The organism is Streptococcus sp. 3874 (assembly GCF_013276425.1).
GTDB classification, from domain to species: domain Bacteria; phylum Bacillota; class Bacilli; order Lactobacillales; family Streptococcaceae; genus Streptococcus; species Streptococcus pseudopneumoniae.
The window spans coordinates 31320-46450 of record NZ_VMLA01000022.1; the positions used below are offsets into that span (position 1 = coordinate 31320).

The following is a 15131-nucleotide window of genomic DNA, read 5'->3' on the forward strand; positions in this document are numbered from 1 at the left end:
TTGAAGAGATTTTCGAAGAGTATTGCTATCATAGTAGTTATTTTCAGATCTTCTTTGTAAATTTTCTGTAATTTTCTATCTTTTTTCAAAATATTCTTGCATTTTCCCAAAGTTTTTTGTAGAATATAGATTACATATCCAGATTATTCTGAAAATTCAAAAAGGAGTATTTATCATGTCGCAAGCTATTTCGTTAAATCAATCAACCTGGACAAGTAAACTAAAAGCAATGGGACCTGGAATCCTAATGGCAACTGCCGCTGTTGGAGGTTCCCACATTGTATCTTCCACTCAAGCTGGCGGTTCTTACGGTTGGTCTCTACTTCTCTTGGTCATCTTAGCCAATGTCTTTAAATATCCATTTTTCCGTTTTGGTGCTGAATACACAGCTGATACTGGAAAGACTTTGGTTGAAGGTTATGCCGAAAAAGGAAAACTCTATCTCTGGATTTTCTTTATTCTCAATGTCTTTTCGGCTATGGTCAACACGGCTGGTGTTGCCATTCTGTGCTCAGCTATCATCGCCAGTGCCTTCCCAATGATTGGTCTTAGCATCACTCAGTGGTCCCTCATTCTCGTTGCCATCATTTGGGCTATGTTACTCTTTGGAGGCTACAAACTTTTAGACGGCATGGTCAAATGGATCATGTCAGCTTTGACCATTGCAACTGTTCTTGCAGTTATCATAGCAGCGGTCAAGCATCCAGAATACAGTTCTGATTTTGTCGAGAAGACACCTTGGCAAATGGCAGCTCTGCCCTTCATCGTCTCCCTCCTAGGATGGATGCCTGCTCCTATTGAAATTTCAGCTATCAATTCACTTTGGTCAGCTGAAAAGAGAAAGACCGTCAACTTTAACAAAGAAGACGCTCTGTTTGACTTTAACACTGGTTATATTGGAACAGCTATCCTAGCCGTCTTCTTTGTAGCACTGGGAGCACTGATTCAGTATCCTACAGGGCAGGCGGTTGAAGCTGCTTCAGTCAAATACATCTCTCAATTCGTGGGCATGTATGCCTCTGTTCTTGGCGAATGGTCCCGTTACTTGATTACTTTTATTGCCTTCCTCTGTATCTTTGGAACAGTTATCACTGTTATCGATGGCTATTCTCGCGTTAATCAGGAATCTCTCCGACTGCTAATCAGTCAAAAAGAGGACAATCGTAAATCTTTGAACATCTGGATGACCATCACTGCTATCATCGGTATCATCATTATCAAGTTCTTCGCTGGTCAGGTTTCAACCATGCTCCGCTTTGCCATGATTGGCTCTTTCCTGACAACACCTTTCTTTGCTCTTTTGAATTACGCCTTGGTAACACGTGAAAACAAAAATCTTCCTTCTTGCCTCAAACACCTTGCCATTGCGGGATTGATTTTCCTCTTTGGCTTCGCCATCTTCTTTATCTACGCACTCGCAATCGGAAAAGCAGGTTAACTGACAAGCGCGAGATGAAGATAATACTCTTCGCAAATCAAATTCAAACCACGTCAACGTCGCCTTGCCGTACTCAAGTACAGCCTGCGGCTAGTTTCCTAGTTTGCTCTTTGATTTTCATTGAGTATAAGGTTTCATTTCAAGAGAAAATGCAGCAAATATTTCTATGATAAAAAGCATAAGAACAAGGTTTTGAAGACCTGAACTTATGCTTTTTTACGTTCTCAAAGACTGTTTATACTCAAAAAACAGTTGAAAAATCCCAAGCGCCTCTTATATTGATTTTAATTCTCCTTTTCCAACTCATACAAATCTGCGATAATAGCTGCGACATGTTTGATATCTTCCAGCATGCCTCGCATTTCAAAGTCAGCCAAGACAGGGAAACCAAAACGTTGACTGTATTGCTTAGCTGTCAGGCAGTATTGGTTATTAAAGTTACGATTTCCTGAACCAACCACGCCAAAACACTTACTAGCATTGTCACCATAGGCGATAAAATCCCCAACGGGTGTCGTCAAGATCTCGACATCTCCGTTATCAACGCCATTCCCACCTTCGAGATAGGTCGGCAAAAAAGCGACATAGGGATGGTCCATTTCATAGAAATCGCGACCTTCCTTGACCAAATCCTTGATATGAATCTTTTGAACCTCAATCCCTTTGTACTGGGACAAGAGATAGTCTTTCAAGCGCGTCACAAAACTTTCAGTGTTGCCACTCAAACTAATATAAACTAAAGAAATTGTCTTCATATGTACCTCCATGATTTTATTTTTAATCGAAAAAGAACTACCAAGATTGTATCTTGATAGTTCTTTTTTGTCAATACTTAGGCAAGATTTTCTGCTTCCTCTTCTTCTGCCAAGGCTTTCTGCTGACGCCACATCTTATAGAAGACAAGGGCTAGGAAGAGAACATTGATGACGATATAGAAAATGCTGACAGCTTTTGAACCAATACTCATTGTCAAACGCATGCTCTCATCTTGAACCAACTGCACAGCGTCCTGTAAACCAACATAGCCATAAATCGAACCGATAATAGCTAACAAAACATAGCCAACGTAAGTATAGTTTGCATATTGCAAATTCTTACGAATAAGGAAGACAATCGCTACGACCACTAAAATAGCAGATAGCACAATCAAGGCCATATTAAAAATAGAATGATACGCTTCTGCTACTCCATAGTTGTAATTAAGCTGGTCTTCTAATTGCTGAGCACTGACCCCTGCAACTTGTTTCTGAGCGGCACGAAGAGCTTCTTTGCTAGGTAAGGGACTCAACATTCCAAACAGAGACATTGCTGAAATAAGAGCAGACAAGATTAGCAAGACCCATAGATAAATCGGTTTCTTTTTCATGATAGAACCTCCTAATAATATTATTCATATTATAGCACATTTTGTAAAGGAATACAAATCTTACAGTATCGTTTCTACCTGTTTTCGGTAGGCTTTTGGCGATTTTCCGCACAATTTTCGGAACACTTTATAGAAATATCCAAGGTTACTGTAACCAACAGCATAACAAATATCTTCGATACTGTCACTGGTTGAAAGCAAGAGCTGCTGAGCAGCCTTAATACGTTGTTTGTTTAGTAATTCTGCAAAGGTCGAATCGGTTTCTCGCTTAATCAACTGACCTAGATAGACAGGATTGATAAAGAGGGCCTTACTGATATCCTTGAGGGAAAGCTCTTTTTGGTAATCACGACCAATGACTTCCAGCACACTGACCACATTTTCATTCATACGGTATTGACCGAAAAAGCTGGTCAGAGTTTCCTTGATATAAGAAACCAATTCATCGAAGGATTGAATAGCATGAATGGTTTTGACAATGTCCGTCATATCATCAGCTTTGAGATGTTCAAACAAGTGAAAGACATCCATGACAAACTGGATAAAAAGCTGTTTGGTAATCGGAACACGCGGCGTATTTTCAAGAACCACCTTCTCCAAAAGGTTCAACTCTTCCACGATTTGATTGAGATTCCCCTGAATGATAACCCTATAAATCGGTTCGTAATAGGCAAAGAGACTCTCAGACTGTTTTAGATTTACAGAACCGTAAAAGAGGGCTTTCTCAGCATTCAGCTTCCAGCGTTCAAAGTGTTCTTGATAAGGAGCTTCAAAGGGAGTAACGACTAAACCATCTAGGGATTGATCAGAAATAAAAATCTGCCAGTCTTGACCCAATACATAGTAGGGAATGGTGAAAGAGCCTTGTTTTTCCTTGGATAGGCCTATCCACCAATTCTCCTTACCTCCTAGATAACTAACAAATCCAGCCTCGTCTAAATCTTGACTGAGAGTCTGACTTTTCTTTACTCTCTCGCCGAGCTGACCTGCAATCTTCTCCAGCAGATTTCCTAACTCTACCTTATCAACAGGCTTGACCAAATAGTCCACCACACTAAGGTTCATTGCTCTTTTTACATAATCAAACTCCTGATAACCTGAAAGCAGGATATAGGCAGCATCTGGTAAAATCTCTTTCATCTCCCGAATCATATCAAGCCCTGTTTTATCGGGCATATTGACATCGGAAATGATGACATCGACAGGATTTTCCTGAACATATTCTAGGGCTTCATCAGCATGACTGGCTGTTGCGACGACCTCCATATCCCACTTATCGAAGGGAATCAAACGTTTCAGACCTTCTGTCACCATGTACTCATCATCTACTAATAATACTTTATACATTTTCTCCCTTTCTACTCATCTTGAATTGTAATACGATACTGAACACCTGCTTGCTCTGCAGACTCTATAGTAATGGCATAGCGGTCTCCAAAATAGAGCACAAAACGCTCATGGACATTGACAATCCCGATAGACTGCCTTTGATCACTGTAGCTGTCTTGGTGTTCAAAATGTCTCTGACTTAATTTTTTTCGGATATTTGCCAGCTTTTCAACCGACATTCCTCTACCATTATCTACCACTAAAATTTCCACAAAACCATCCTGTTTAAGCGCCTTGATGCTAATCACATTATCTGTCCGCCTGTGGTCAACACCATGCGCGAAATAGTTTTCTACCAGCGGTTGCAAGGTAAACTTAGGAATCTTCATATTCTCTAACCCTGGGTCTATCTTGAAACCATAGGCAATGGACTTGGGATAGCGAACCATGCAGAGATAGCTATATTTACGGCAAAATTCTAATTCCTGTTTGAGAAGAGTTTCTCTTTCGTCAGAAATATTGTTACGCAAGAGACTACTGAATTCATAAATGATATCTGCCAACTCATCTTGACTCTGCATAACTGCATACATGCGCAAGAATTCCAGCGTATTATACATAAAATGAGGATTGATTTGCGCCTGCAGGGCTCGCATATTGGCATCTTTTTGACTAAGCTCTAACTGGTAAATATCATGGATATTCTTTTCCAATCGATCCAACATATCATTGGTGGTCTCTGCGATTAGGAGCAATTCCTGATCCTTTTCAAGTGTGTCAATGCGAAGACCTTCTTCCCCTTGGGCAATAGCCTGAATGGAATCCACCAAATCCACTACCTGCTTTTGGTAGTTAGCAAAGGTCTGCCTCAAAGTCAGATAAAGAATGACAATAAAGAGAAGGCTCAAGCTCACAATCAAAGCAGAGCTAGTCACTGTTCCTTGTAAAACAAAGTTTTTGGGAACTGCCACCTGAACCTGATAACCATGAGAAGTTAAGCCAACTAGCCAATTTTCACTCTCCTTATCAACTGTTTCACCAATATGAAAAATCTCCGTATCAAAAGGTGAAGTCACTGTTACTGCCATCGGGATATGACCTCGGGTATTGTCTACAGCATGGTATAAGATTTCTGGATCCAAGGAAATATAAACAACCCCTATAGATTGATCCGTCGCTGGATCTAAAATAGGAACTCCAAAACTATTGGCCTCCGGTTTAAAGCCTTCCGCAAGTACCGAATGACCACCTCTCTCATTTCTGCTCGAAACATAAACTTCTTTAAAGTCCTGCAAGACGATTGCAACACCCGTTATATAGTCATTTTGGACATAAAGATCATCGATATTTTCATACAGAGAAATAGAAGTTGACGAAGCTGCTTGATGCTCCAACAGCCAATAAAAATACTCAGAAGTTGACAGGCTAAAGTACTTATAAACCCCTTGTATACGGTCTTGATTGGCTACTAAATCTTGAGCTAGCTGGGCTGACTCGCGATAATAATACTCCACCTCTTCGACTGTTCTAGCAGTTACACGCTGGGCTACTCTCTGGGCTTCCTTTTCCCGTGAATCCCAGTCAGCATAGGAGAGTAAGATTGCAAAACTCGCAATAATAATGATCATCACTGAACTGTAGGTTCTTAGAAGCGTATGTAGCCAAAACTGCTTCATCCTACTTTGTCGCCAATTTTTCATGGATACTTTCATAGACCGGTTCCAACATATCACTGATAAAGAAATGCCACATCCCAATTCCTACAAAAAATAGCAGGGCAGGCATATAGTAACCAATTGCCACAAGTAGCACGGTCCCAAGGAGAACCTTGGCCACAGCTGCTAGGCTCATAAAGATGCCAATCAAGGATAGTTTGAGACTATTTCGATAAGACAAGTCAAAATAAACTTGTAGTTTCAAAGATACTGTATAAGCCAAAAACAGCAGGGCAACTACTAGAACATTCAAAAAGGTCGCAATCAAATGAATAATAGTCTGATGAGGCAATTGTACCAAGAGATACAAGCCATAGACCAAAACTAAATCCACTCCTAGAAAGCTATAGAAAATCAGATTGCTTGAGACAAAATTTTGCTTATAAAGAGACCACGCCTCCTTCAAACTGTATTCCCGAAAGCTATAACCATGTTCTGCATACAAGCTCATTAAGGTGGCACTAGCCGGCGCTAGACCAAGGATAATCCCTCCTGCTAAAGTTAATAGCCAAAAGAAGGCTGTCGCAATCATCCCTAAAAAGAAACGATTAAAGACAAAGTCTAAAAATCTCCCCATGATACCCTCCTAAAAATAACTATGAAACCATTATATCATATTTCAAGCGTTTTCAAAAACTTCTACTATCCATTTACAATCCCATCAAACCATGGTAAAATGAGAATTGTGAAAAAATTATCAGGAGACAATTCATGAAAAAATCTATCTTAACTACACTTCTTTTTGCAGTTCTTTACTTCCTCTGCATGGGGATTGGTGTCCTTTTGGGCAATCTCTTTGACCAAACTGGAAACATGTTTTATGCGCCTGCTTTTACTGCCCTTGTCGGCGGTAGCGTCTATATGATTCTGGTCGCAAAAGTTCCGCACTTTGGAGCCATTACCACTATCGGGCTTGTCATGGCCCTCTTTTTCTTGGGATCTAAGCACGGTGCTGGTGCCTTCCTTCCTGGAATTATCTGTGGCCTCCTAGCAGATGGAATAGCTCATTTAGGAAAATACAAGGACCAAACAAAGAACTTCCTTTCTTTCATTCTCTTTGCCTTTAGCTCAACAGGTCCAATCTTGCTTATGTGGATTGCGCCCAAAGCCTATATGGCTACCCTTCTGGCAAGAGGAAAATCCCAAGAATATATCGACCGTATCATGGTCGCGCCAAATCCTGGAACCATCCTTCTATTTATAGCAAGTATTGTCATCGGAGCCCTAGTGGGTGCCTTGATTGGACAAGCCTTGAGTAAAAAATTTGCGCAGAAAATCTGATCAGTTAAAAAGAGCCAGGCGGCTCTTTTTTATTTATGACTCAAGACTTAGTCAAGAAGTCTCCCAAGAATTGATACTCTTCGAAAATCTCTTCAAACCACGTCAACCTCGCCTTGCCGTAGGTATATGTAACTGNNCCTGCGGCTAGTTTCCTACTTTGCTCTTTGATTTTCATTGAGTATGAATTTAAAGATAATCAAAATGATAATGATGGTTGCCAAGATGGTCACATCGTGATTGTAGCGGTTAAATCCATAAGCGATAGCTACGTTACCAATACCACCAGCTCCAACTGCACCGACCATAGCTGTTTCCCCAACAAGGGAAATCAAGGTCACAGTCGTCACACGGATCAAATCTGGAAGACCTTCTAGTAAGCCTGAGCTTCCTAGGTTAAAATTTTTTACCTGAAAAACTTCTTTTTTCTAGGGATAAAATGAGCCCTATCACACTCACTACCAAAAACATCCACCAACAAAGCCTGATATCTTGTAAAGCTAAGAAGGAAAATACAGACATCCCCAAGGGTAATGTTAGGGAAAAAATCATACTCAAGAGATTATTACTTCTAGCTAACACATCCGCACTCAAATTAGACAGTAACAGAGTATCTAATTTAGGCATTGATTTCGACATCAAATACATGACAAAGGCTAAGCAGGCAACACCTACTAGAGGAGAAAAATCTAAAATATTAGCAGTAGCAAGCAAGACAAACAGAATTGCATTGAGCGATAGCAAACTTGAAAACGACAATTTCCCAAAATAATCATGGGGAGTTAGGCTACCAAGAATAGCTCCTCCCAAGCTAACACATTCAATTAAAAATAGGGCTTGAGCATAGCTGAGATGATAAATAGTATGGTCTAATAAGTAAAAGTGATAAATACCTCCAACAGCTCCTCCCAAAGTATTCATTACTAAAATAACAAGAATAATTTTAAACAAAGATTTACTTTCTCTCTGTCTAAATATATTATCCATGTCCGCATAGATTGCCTTAACTTGTTGAAGTAAACTAATCGACTTATCCTCTACACTTACAGACAAATACGTCAATTCTCTTCTATTTTTGAACAAAATAAGAGAAGATAGTAAAAAGAAGCCAGCATTCACAATTGCAACAAAAGAAAAATTTTGGTGACTTGTTGTGAGTAACCACACTCCTAAGGCTTGACCTCCTAGATTTGATAAATAGGAGACAAACTGAGTAAAGGAATAGGCTTCATAGAGCTTATCTTCCGAAATATTATGCTGGATAATCGGCATACGAAGGCCTGCTGTATAATCCGATAAAATATCCGAACAGATATTAACCATACAGATAAAAGCAAACGTCACGAAGTTCTGATCATGAATCACACTAGCAATCAAAAGAAATAGTAGACTTTGCACACAACCAACCCAGATAATTGTCCCTGCTTTATTCCGAGTATGATCAGCCTTAATCCCAACATAAAAAGTAAATAGGAAAGGTAAAATCATAATCATGTTCGCCATAAATACTGCTATATTTTTAAAGGGTAGACTCGCAGCATAAACGATAAATACCAGATTATAAATATAAGCTCCACTTGAGCTTAAAAACCTCGATAAGGTCAGTATTCTAAATAAATGATGTTTTAAGAATAGTTTCATAACAGGCCTTTCTCACATTTCAAAGAGTATTCTATTGAATCCAGTCTAACAAAAAAAGCGGGACTCCCCACTTTTTTGTAATATATTTTTTCTGAAAATAGGAACTCTAGCTCCTAGAAACTGCTAATTATCACTCCATCTACAAACCCATTTATTTTTCATCAGTCGATGTAACGAGAATATATTACAAATCTTCATTTGAAAGCTGATTTGCAAAATAGTTTTCATAATATCTTGCACCATCTACATACTCTAAATCTTGTAAGATTGTAATGCCTCTCTGAATTTTTTCAAGACCCTTATTTTTTACATTAAAAATAGTATCATAATACCCTTTAGCAATCATATAAATGATTTTAAGATAAGCTTGAGATTCTGGCAAGTCTCGTTTTTCAATCTGAAAGATAAAATAATCTGCTTTTAATTTATCCTTTTCCTCTATCGCTTTAAAAAGTCCATTCATCAAAATGGTATCAATACCAGCTTTGTTACTAGGTAAAGAGCCTAATAAATCCGTCTTTTGTAACATCTCCCTAGAATATTTAAAATAGAGGGGCAGAGGAAACAAAGTAGAAATCGTTGAAAATAGTTCCAATTCATAATTTCCCCAGATGTCAATAGTAAAAAAATAGTCATAGAGAAAAGTCAGTTCTTCATCCGTTGCCCTTATTTCTGAATCAAAAAACACGAGAAGGCTTTTGATACGAATCATTTGTAAGAGATAGCTCTTTTTACCACTTGAACTATACTTTTGAGTCGTCTCTTCATACAAGGAGTGGAGAGAATCAATCCCTTCTCTGTCATATAAATCCCAAAGATTTTCTTGAAAAGCCAAAACCTTTTTCTGAGAAAAACCACGTACCAAGTACATAAATTCATTCAAATCAGAGTGGATGTTATCTAAGGCAGTAATCAATTTCATAGATGATAAGTCTGCTTCTCCACGCTCAAATTTGCTCAGCATGGAATAAGTAAACTCTCCTCCCGTCGCCTCCTGTAGAGATACATTCCGACTCTTTCTCAATTCTTTAAAAACTTCTCCCAGATTTTGCATATTGACTCCCCACAATTCTTAACTCTCTAACTCATAAAAGTAACGGTTGATAGCAACCAGTACAGAGAATTTTAAGTCTTGACGATAACGACAACTCCTATGAATGATGTACAGATTTCCTAGCTCTTTTTTATTTATGGCTCAATTTCTTGGTCAAGAAGTCTCCCAAGAATTGGATTGCAAAGATAATCAAAATGATAATGATTGTTGCCAAGATGGTCACATCGTGATTGTAGCGGTTAAATCCATAAGCGATGGCTACGTTACCGATACCACCAGCTCCAACCGCACCAGCCATAGCTGTTTCCCCAACAAGGGAAATCAAGGTCACAGTCGTCACGCGAATCAAATCTGGAAGACCTTCTGATAGGTAAACACCCACGATGTCCCAGAAAGTCGCTCCGCTCGCTTGAGCCGCCTCAATGACACCACCATCTAGCTCAGCCAAGACAACCTGCACTTGACGGGCAAAGAAGGCAAAGACTGCAAAAGATAGCGGTACGATAGCCGCATTTGGACCAATGCTTGTTCCTACGATTAGATGAGAGAAGGGTGACAAGACTGCCAAGAGAATGATAAATGGTACCGCACGGAAAATAGAGGTAATCTTATCCAAAATCCAAAAAACAACTTTATTTTCCAAAACACCACCCGGCGCTGTCAAGACAAGGAAAAGACCTGCCACCAGTCCCAAGAGCCCTCCGATGATAAAGGAAAGAACTGTCATATAAAGGGTTAGGTAGATGGCTGTTCCCCAGCCTGCTTGACCAGCCCAGCCCATCTTATAGACATTTGGTAAATAGGTTTGAATCAATGATTCCATCTTACTGTCCTCCCTTCAATACTTTTAGTTGTACACCTGCTTGACGAATGGCTTCTTGGGCACCTGCCAAGGCTGCTTTTTCACCTGACAAGACTACAACCAATTCTCCAACAGGAGTGCCATCGAGAATTTCGATATTTCCATAGAGAATATTAGCCGTTACTTGGTAGTGCTTGTACAATTCATTCAAAAGTGGCTCGTCTGTTGAAGCTCCAGCGTACTTGAGCTGCACCAATAGACTGTTTTCAGACAAGTGTTCCACGATTTCTTGTTTCTCAATCTTGACCATGGCTTCGTCAATACCTGTAGCTGTTGAGATAAAGTCTTGGGTCAAGGGTTGTTTAGGGTCTGAGAAGATTTCAAGGACACTACCCTCTTCAATCAAATGTCCGTCCTGCATAACTGCCACACGATTGGCAATATCTTTGACAATCTGCATTTCATGCGTAATCAAGACAACCGTCAAGCCTAATTTTTGGTTCAAATCTTGCAACAAAGCCAAAATCTGCTTGGTTGTCTTAGGGTCAAGGGCAGACGTTGACTCATCTGAAATCAAGATTTTTGGGTCATTTGCCAAGGCACGCGCAATGGCCACACGCTGTTTTTGCCCTCCAGATAATTGTGAAGGGTAGTTTTCAGCACGGTCTGCCAAGCCAACCAAGTCCAACAACTTAGCTACTTTAGCCTTCTTTTCTTCCTTGCTGAGTCCAGAGTGTTTAAGGGCAAAGGCTACATTCTCCTCTGCTGTCTTTTGGCTCATCAGATTGAAATGCTGGAAAATCATCCCGATATCCTGACGTTTACGACGCAACTGCTCGGCTGTCAAGGTCACCTTGCCATCAAAAATCACATCGTCGTCAATGGTAATTTTCCCTGCAGATGGCTTTTGCAAGAGGTTAATCACCCGTACAAGGGTTGATTTCCCTGCTCCAGAATATCCAACAATTCCGTAAATATCCCCTTCTTGGATGTGAATGGTCACATCTTTGACCGCTGTGATGGTTCTCTTCTTTTGGTGAAAAGTCACATCGATCTGATCTAACTTGATAATATCTCTACTCATAGCTTCTAATCAGCTCCTCTACTAATTCAATATGGGTATAGTAATCGGCGATTCGCACATTTTCATCTCCACCGTGGTCTCGGCTATTGGCATTTCCTAGACCGAAGGCCACCATTGGCACCTCTAGGGCATCAAAGACCGTATGCATAGGCCCTGTCCCCGCTGTCGTCGGCAAGACTGAAACGCCCTGTGGATAGAATTTCTTGGCCAACTCGATTACATTGAGAATGGCTGGTGCGCTCATATCGCTTCGATAGCTCATCTCTCCCAAGGTATAGTATAATTCTACCCTATCAAAGCCATTTTTGTCTAGCTGTTTCCGAATTTTTTCCAGAACATCATGCGGTTCTAAGCCCGGAACCAGACGAACCTCTAGCTTGGCACTGGCTTCTGCAGGCAAAATAGTCTTAACACCCTGACCTTGATAACCAGACTGAATCCCTTCGATATTAAGCGCTGGCTCGAAAAAGAAACGTTTTAGAAAGGCCATCCGCTCCTCCTGTAAGAGAGGCAACTCCAATCCATAAATCCGACTGACTTCCTCTGGGTTTCGTTGACCATAAGTTTCTAGCAAGGCCATTTCTCGTTCATTTGGCTCTTGTACTTCTTCGTACAAGCCTTCAACTAAGATACGGCCATCTGCAGCGCGAAGAGACTGTAGGGCTTGGAGGAGATACCAGGGAGCTGATTCCACAACCCCACCATAACTAGAATGGATATCGACATCCGCACTTTTTACCTTGGCATCAAAGGTCACAATCCCCTTATTTCCACCAGAAATTTCCAGCTGTTCCAAGGCATTTTTGGTCCCTTGTTCCCAGACCAACAAATCTGCACCACGGAGTTTATCCGCATGTTTTTCCAGATACTTATCTAGGTCTGTCGAGGCCGATTCCTCCGCACCCTCCATGATAAAGCTGATATTGACAGGCAGGTCATCGTGGTGCTGCATGTATTTTCTCAAAGCACTCAAACGAGCTGTGATATGCCCCTTATCATCATCAACCCCACGCCCATACATGAAGCCATTGCGCACCGAAAGCGTAAAGGGATCCTCTGTCCACACTTGATCTCCGTCCGCTGGCACAGTGTCATAGTGGTTATAGAAAATCAAAGTCTTGGCATCTGGGCGCGAACTCTTGAAATGCGCCATGACAAAGGGCGCCGTATAAGTCTCATCAATCTTCACTTCAGCCCCAACACGCTTGAAAATCTCACCCAGATAGTTGGCAACTTCTTTGAGACCCACCTGTTGGGCAAAGACCGACTTCTTAGAAATCAAGGTACGCAAAACCTCAAAATAATGCTGGGCTACATGATCCTTTTCAAATTTTTCAATCTGTTCTTGTTCGCTAGGAAAAACCATATTCTCTCTACCTTTCTATGAAACTATAGTCTTCTTTACAATCCATGCTCTATACAAAAGCAAGAGGTGGAATTCTCTCTCCCACCTCCCTGTTTCTTATTACCAAACTGGTTGATCCAAACCGTCTGATGTTTCTTCGATAACTTTTTTCACGTCATCTGTGTGGTAAGCTGCGATCACTTTCTTGATAGCATCAGCTTTTGGTGATGTTTCCCAATCTTTTTTCGCAACGATGATGTTGTACCATTGTTTTGAGTTTTCATCAGCTTGTTCTTTGAAAAGTGCTTTTTTGTAGTCCAATTTTGCTTCTGTAACGAAGGTATTGTTTACAACGGCAGCGTCAACTGATGACAATGAACGAGCTGTTTGGCTAGCATCCAATTCAGTGATTTTCAAGTTCTTTGGATTTTCTTTGATGTTAGCAACAGTTGCAAGAGCAGTTCCTGAAACGTCCAATTTAATCAAGCCAGCTGATTGAAGCAAGTAAAGCGCACGGCTTTCGTTTGTAGCGTCATTTGGTACAGCGATTTCTCCGTTTGCTGGGATATCTTCTACTTTAGTGTACTTGTTTTCACTTCCATTCAAACCTGAGTAAAGGCGGATTGGAGAGATGTAAGTATCAGCAATCGCTACAAGGTCTTTTCCGTTTTCTTTGTTCCAGTTGTTCAAGAAGTTGTAGTGTTGGAAAGCGTTCAAGTCTACTTCGCCATCAGCAGTTGCCTTGTTTGGTTGTGAGTAGTCTGTGAACTCTGTAAATTCCAAAGTGATTCCGTCTTTTTTAACCAATTCTTGAACTTTATCCCAACGCGCTTCTTCAGAACCGCTACGGTTAACAGTTGCGATTTTAATAGTTGTTGCATTGTCTGCTTTCTTTTCTGAGTTTCCGCAAGCTGCAAGAGCCAAACCTGCGACTGTAGCAAGGGCTGCTACACCAAGCCATTTTTTAATTTTCATGATTCTTTCTCCTTAAAAATAATACCGTACTAGTATCTCATACTTTGTTCAATTGCACAAATTGTTATTAGATAATCAGATATATAGTTTAAAACTATATCCCTAAAAACTGAGAAATCACCCATCTTATTCAGAATGGATGATTTCAAGAAATTATTTAATATCAGCTTCTGCCGGTAGGTAAGTGTCTCCGAAGAATTGTTTAGACAATTTTTCAAGCGTTCCATCTTTGTAGAGTTCTTTAATGCGTTTGTCTACAAATGATTTCAACTCATCTTGACCTTGAGCAAGAAGTGGGTAAACGTAAGGTTGTTGGTCGCTTGGAAGTTCGATAACTTTCAAGTTATCCAAACCTTGGTTCTTGATAACTGTTTCAACACCGATTTTATCAAAAATCTTATAGTCAAATTGGCCATCGCTCAAACGTACCATGATTTGTTGGAAGTCTGCCTTAGTATAGTTAAGGATAGTTGGGTTGTCTGGGTGTTCAGCGTTGTATGCTTCTAACTGCTTAGCTGATGTAGTAGCTTGAACGACTTCCGTCGATTTTCCACCGATATCAGCGAGAGACTTGATGCTAGAGTCATCTTTCTTCACTACAAGGACATTAGGGTTTTGGGCAATTGGTGCAGCATAGAGGTATTTCTCCGCACGTTCTTTAGTGTAGCTAAGATTGTTGACAGCCATATTGTAACGATCAGCATCAAGACCTGCAAAGACACCTGACCATTCTGTCTTTTCAAACTTGACATCATACTTGTCAGAGTCTTTAAAGATAGCGCGAACCACTTCAATCTCGTAACCAGTCAATTCGCCATTTTCTTCATAGATAAATGGTTTTGGCGAACCATTGGTTGCAACGATGATTTCTTTCTTGCTAGCTGCTTCTCCTTCTTTCTTAGCACCACCTGAGCAAGCCGCAAGCACACCTGCAGCAATAAGCCCTAGAGCAGCAAGAGATGAGTATTTAACGATTTTTTTCATGTCATTTCCTCCAAAATAGAATACCTTATAATCTTAACAGAAAAAGAACATTTTCGCCATTATATGATATCTATCTCTGTGATAGGTTTTCTTTATGGCTGATTTATACTCAATGAAAAT

General features: G+C 40.3%; 14 protein-coding genes and 1 pseudogene. 2 read left to right on the forward strand and 13 right to left on the reverse strand.

Annotated features, from left to right (window positions below):
• The first annotated feature begins 175 nt into the window (after positions 1–175).
• Positions 176–1438 carry an NRAMP family divalent metal transporter gene (locus HT703_RS02235; RefSeq protein WP_054393086.1) on the forward strand — a complete coding sequence of 421 codons (1263 nt, stop codon included), beginning with the start codon at positions 176–178 and terminating at the stop codon, positions 1436–1438.
• A 284-nt stretch (positions 1439–1722) separates the two neighbouring features.
• Here HT703_RS02235 and nrdI read toward each other — a convergent pair whose 3' ends face one another.
• The 5 genes from nrdI to HT703_RS02260 all read right to left on the reverse strand — a co-directional run bounded on the left by nrdI (position 1723) and on the right by HT703_RS02260 (position 6425).
• A complete protein-coding gene (gene nrdI, locus HT703_RS02240) occupies positions 1723–2193 on the reverse strand; it encodes a class Ib ribonucleoside-diphosphate reductase assembly flavoprotein NrdI (protein ID WP_000849623.1) in 471 nt (156 codons plus the stop codon).
• 77 nt (positions 2194–2270) lie between these two features.
• Positions 2271–2804, reverse strand: coding sequence for a hypothetical protein (locus HT703_RS02245; protein ID WP_000729015.1), 534 nt, complete (start codon positions 2802–2804; stop codon positions 2271–2273).
• A gap of 60 nt (positions 2805–2864) precedes the next feature.
• Positions 2865–4151: a response regulator transcription factor gene (locus HT703_RS02250; protein ID WP_172929895.1), complete on the reverse strand. Its 1287-nt coding sequence runs from the start codon at positions 4149–4151 to the stop codon at positions 2865–2867.
• An 11-nt stretch (positions 4152–4162) separates the two neighbouring features.
• Complete coding sequence (locus tag HT703_RS02255) at positions 4163–5833, reverse strand: sensor histidine kinase (protein WP_345890285.1); 1671 nt, start codon at positions 5831–5833, stop codon at positions 4163–4165.
• On the reverse strand, positions 5811–6425 hold the full coding sequence (locus HT703_RS02260) for a YesL family protein (RefSeq protein WP_000532349.1): 615 nt from the start codon (positions 6423–6425) through the stop codon (positions 5811–5813). Before HT703_RS02260 ends, HT703_RS02255 begins: the two co-directional genes overlap by 23 nt.
• Positions 6426–6559: 134 nt before the next feature.
• Between HT703_RS02260 and HT703_RS02265 the strand changes: the two genes are divergently transcribed.
• Positions 6560–7129, forward strand: coding sequence for an MptD family putative ECF transporter S component (locus HT703_RS02265; RefSeq protein WP_172929897.1), 570 nt, complete (start codon positions 6560–6562; stop codon positions 7127–7129).
• A gap of 152 nt (positions 7130–7281) precedes the next feature.
• Here the strand turns inward: HT703_RS02265 and HT703_RS02270 are convergent.
• From HT703_RS02270 to HT703_RS02305, 8 genes and pseudogenes are all read right to left on the reverse strand, one after another.
• Positions 7282–7500 (reverse strand): annotated as a pseudogene (locus HT703_RS02270) (hypothetical protein); the annotation flags it as partial.
• A 22-nt stretch (positions 7501–7522) separates the two neighbouring features.
• Positions 7523–8767 carry a transporter gene (locus HT703_RS02275; RefSeq protein ID WP_172929900.1) on the reverse strand — a complete coding sequence of 415 codons (1245 nt, stop codon included), beginning with the start codon at positions 8765–8767 and terminating at the stop codon, positions 7523–7525.
• Positions 8768–8951: 184 nt separating this feature from the next.
• Positions 8952–9821, reverse strand: coding sequence for an Rgg/GadR/MutR family transcriptional regulator (locus HT703_RS02280; RefSeq protein WP_172929901.1), 870 nt, complete (start codon positions 9819–9821; stop codon positions 8952–8954).
• A gap of 130 nt (positions 9822–9951) precedes the next feature.
• Entirely contained in the window at positions 9952–10644 is a 693-nt protein-coding gene (locus HT703_RS02285; protein ID WP_000444652.1) for a methionine ABC transporter permease, read from the reverse strand.
• Position 10645: 1 nt separating this feature from the next.
• Positions 10646–11707: a methionine ABC transporter ATP-binding protein gene (locus tag HT703_RS02290; protein ID WP_000085666.1), complete on the reverse strand. Its 1062-nt coding sequence runs from the start codon at positions 11705–11707 to the stop codon at positions 10646–10648.
• Positions 11700–13073 (reverse strand): M20/M25/M40 family metallo-hydrolase, encoded by a 1374-nt coding sequence (locus tag HT703_RS02295; RefSeq protein ID WP_172929902.1) that lies wholly within the window; start codon positions 13071–13073, stop codon positions 11700–11702. The genes HT703_RS02290 and HT703_RS02295 overlap by 8 nt, the downstream gene beginning before the upstream one ends.
• Before the next feature lie 99 nt (positions 13074–13172).
• Positions 13173–14027 carry a MetQ/NlpA family ABC transporter substrate-binding protein gene (locus HT703_RS02300; protein WP_172929903.1) on the reverse strand — a complete coding sequence of 285 codons (855 nt, stop codon included), beginning with the start codon at positions 14025–14027 and terminating at the stop codon, positions 13173–13175.
• Between the two features lie 153 nt (positions 14028–14180).
• On the reverse strand, positions 14181–15011 hold the full coding sequence (locus HT703_RS02305) for an amino acid ABC transporter substrate-binding protein (protein ID WP_049513066.1): 831 nt from the start codon (positions 15009–15011) through the stop codon (positions 14181–14183).
• Positions 15012–15131 lie beyond the last annotated feature (120 nt).

What these genes read in the sequence shown, in the direction of transcription:
- HT703_RS02235 (WP_054393086.1), top strand. Translation starts at nt 176, where the DNA reads ATGTCGCAAGCTATTTCGTTAAATCAATCAACCTGGACAAGTAAACTA.
- nrdI (WP_000849623.1), bottom strand. Translation starts at nt 2,193, where the DNA reads ATGAAGACAATTTCTTTAGTTTATATTAGTTTGAGTGGCAACACTGAA.
- HT703_RS02245 (WP_000729015.1), bottom strand. Translation starts at nt 2,804, where the DNA reads ATGAAAAAGAAACCGATTTATCTATGGGTCTTGCTAATCTTGTCTGCT.
- HT703_RS02250 (WP_172929895.1), bottom strand. Translation starts at nt 4,151, where the DNA reads ATGTATAAAGTATTATTAGTAGATGATGAGTACATGGTGACAGAAGGT.
- HT703_RS02255 (WP_345890285.1), bottom strand. Translation starts at nt 5,833, where the DNA reads ATGAAAAATTGGCGACAAAGTAGGATGAAGCAGTTTTGGCTACATACG.
- HT703_RS02260 (WP_000532349.1), bottom strand. Translation starts at nt 6,425, where the DNA reads ATGGGGAGATTTTTAGACTTTGTCTTTAATCGTTTCTTTTTAGGGATG.
- HT703_RS02265 (WP_172929897.1), top strand. Translation starts at nt 6,560, where the DNA reads ATGAAAAAATCTATCTTAACTACACTTCTTTTTGCAGTTCTTTACTTC.
- HT703_RS02275 (WP_172929900.1), bottom strand. Translation starts at nt 8,767, where the DNA reads ATGAAACTATTCTTAAAACATCATTTATTTAGAATACTGACCTTATCG.
- HT703_RS02280 (WP_172929901.1), bottom strand. Translation starts at nt 9,821, where the DNA reads ATGCAAAATCTGGGAGAAGTTTTTAAAGAATTGAGAAAGAGTCGGAAT.
- HT703_RS02285 (WP_000444652.1), bottom strand. Translation starts at nt 10,644, where the DNA reads ATGGAATCATTGATTCAAACCTATTTACCAAATGTCTATAAGATGGGC.
- HT703_RS02290 (WP_000085666.1), bottom strand. Translation starts at nt 11,707, where the DNA reads ATGAGTAGAGATATTATCAAGTTAGATCAGATCGATGTGACTTTTCAC.
- HT703_RS02295 (WP_172929902.1), bottom strand. Translation starts at nt 13,073, where the DNA reads ATGGTTTTTCCTAGCGAACAAGAACAGATTGAAAAATTTGAAAAGGAT.
- HT703_RS02300 (WP_172929903.1), bottom strand. Translation starts at nt 14,027, where the DNA reads ATGAAAATTAAAAAATGGCTTGGTGTAGCAGCCCTTGCTACAGTCGCA.
- HT703_RS02305 (WP_049513066.1), bottom strand. Translation starts at nt 15,011, where the DNA reads ATGAAAAAAATCGTTAAATACTCATCTCTTGCTGCTCTAGGGCTTATT.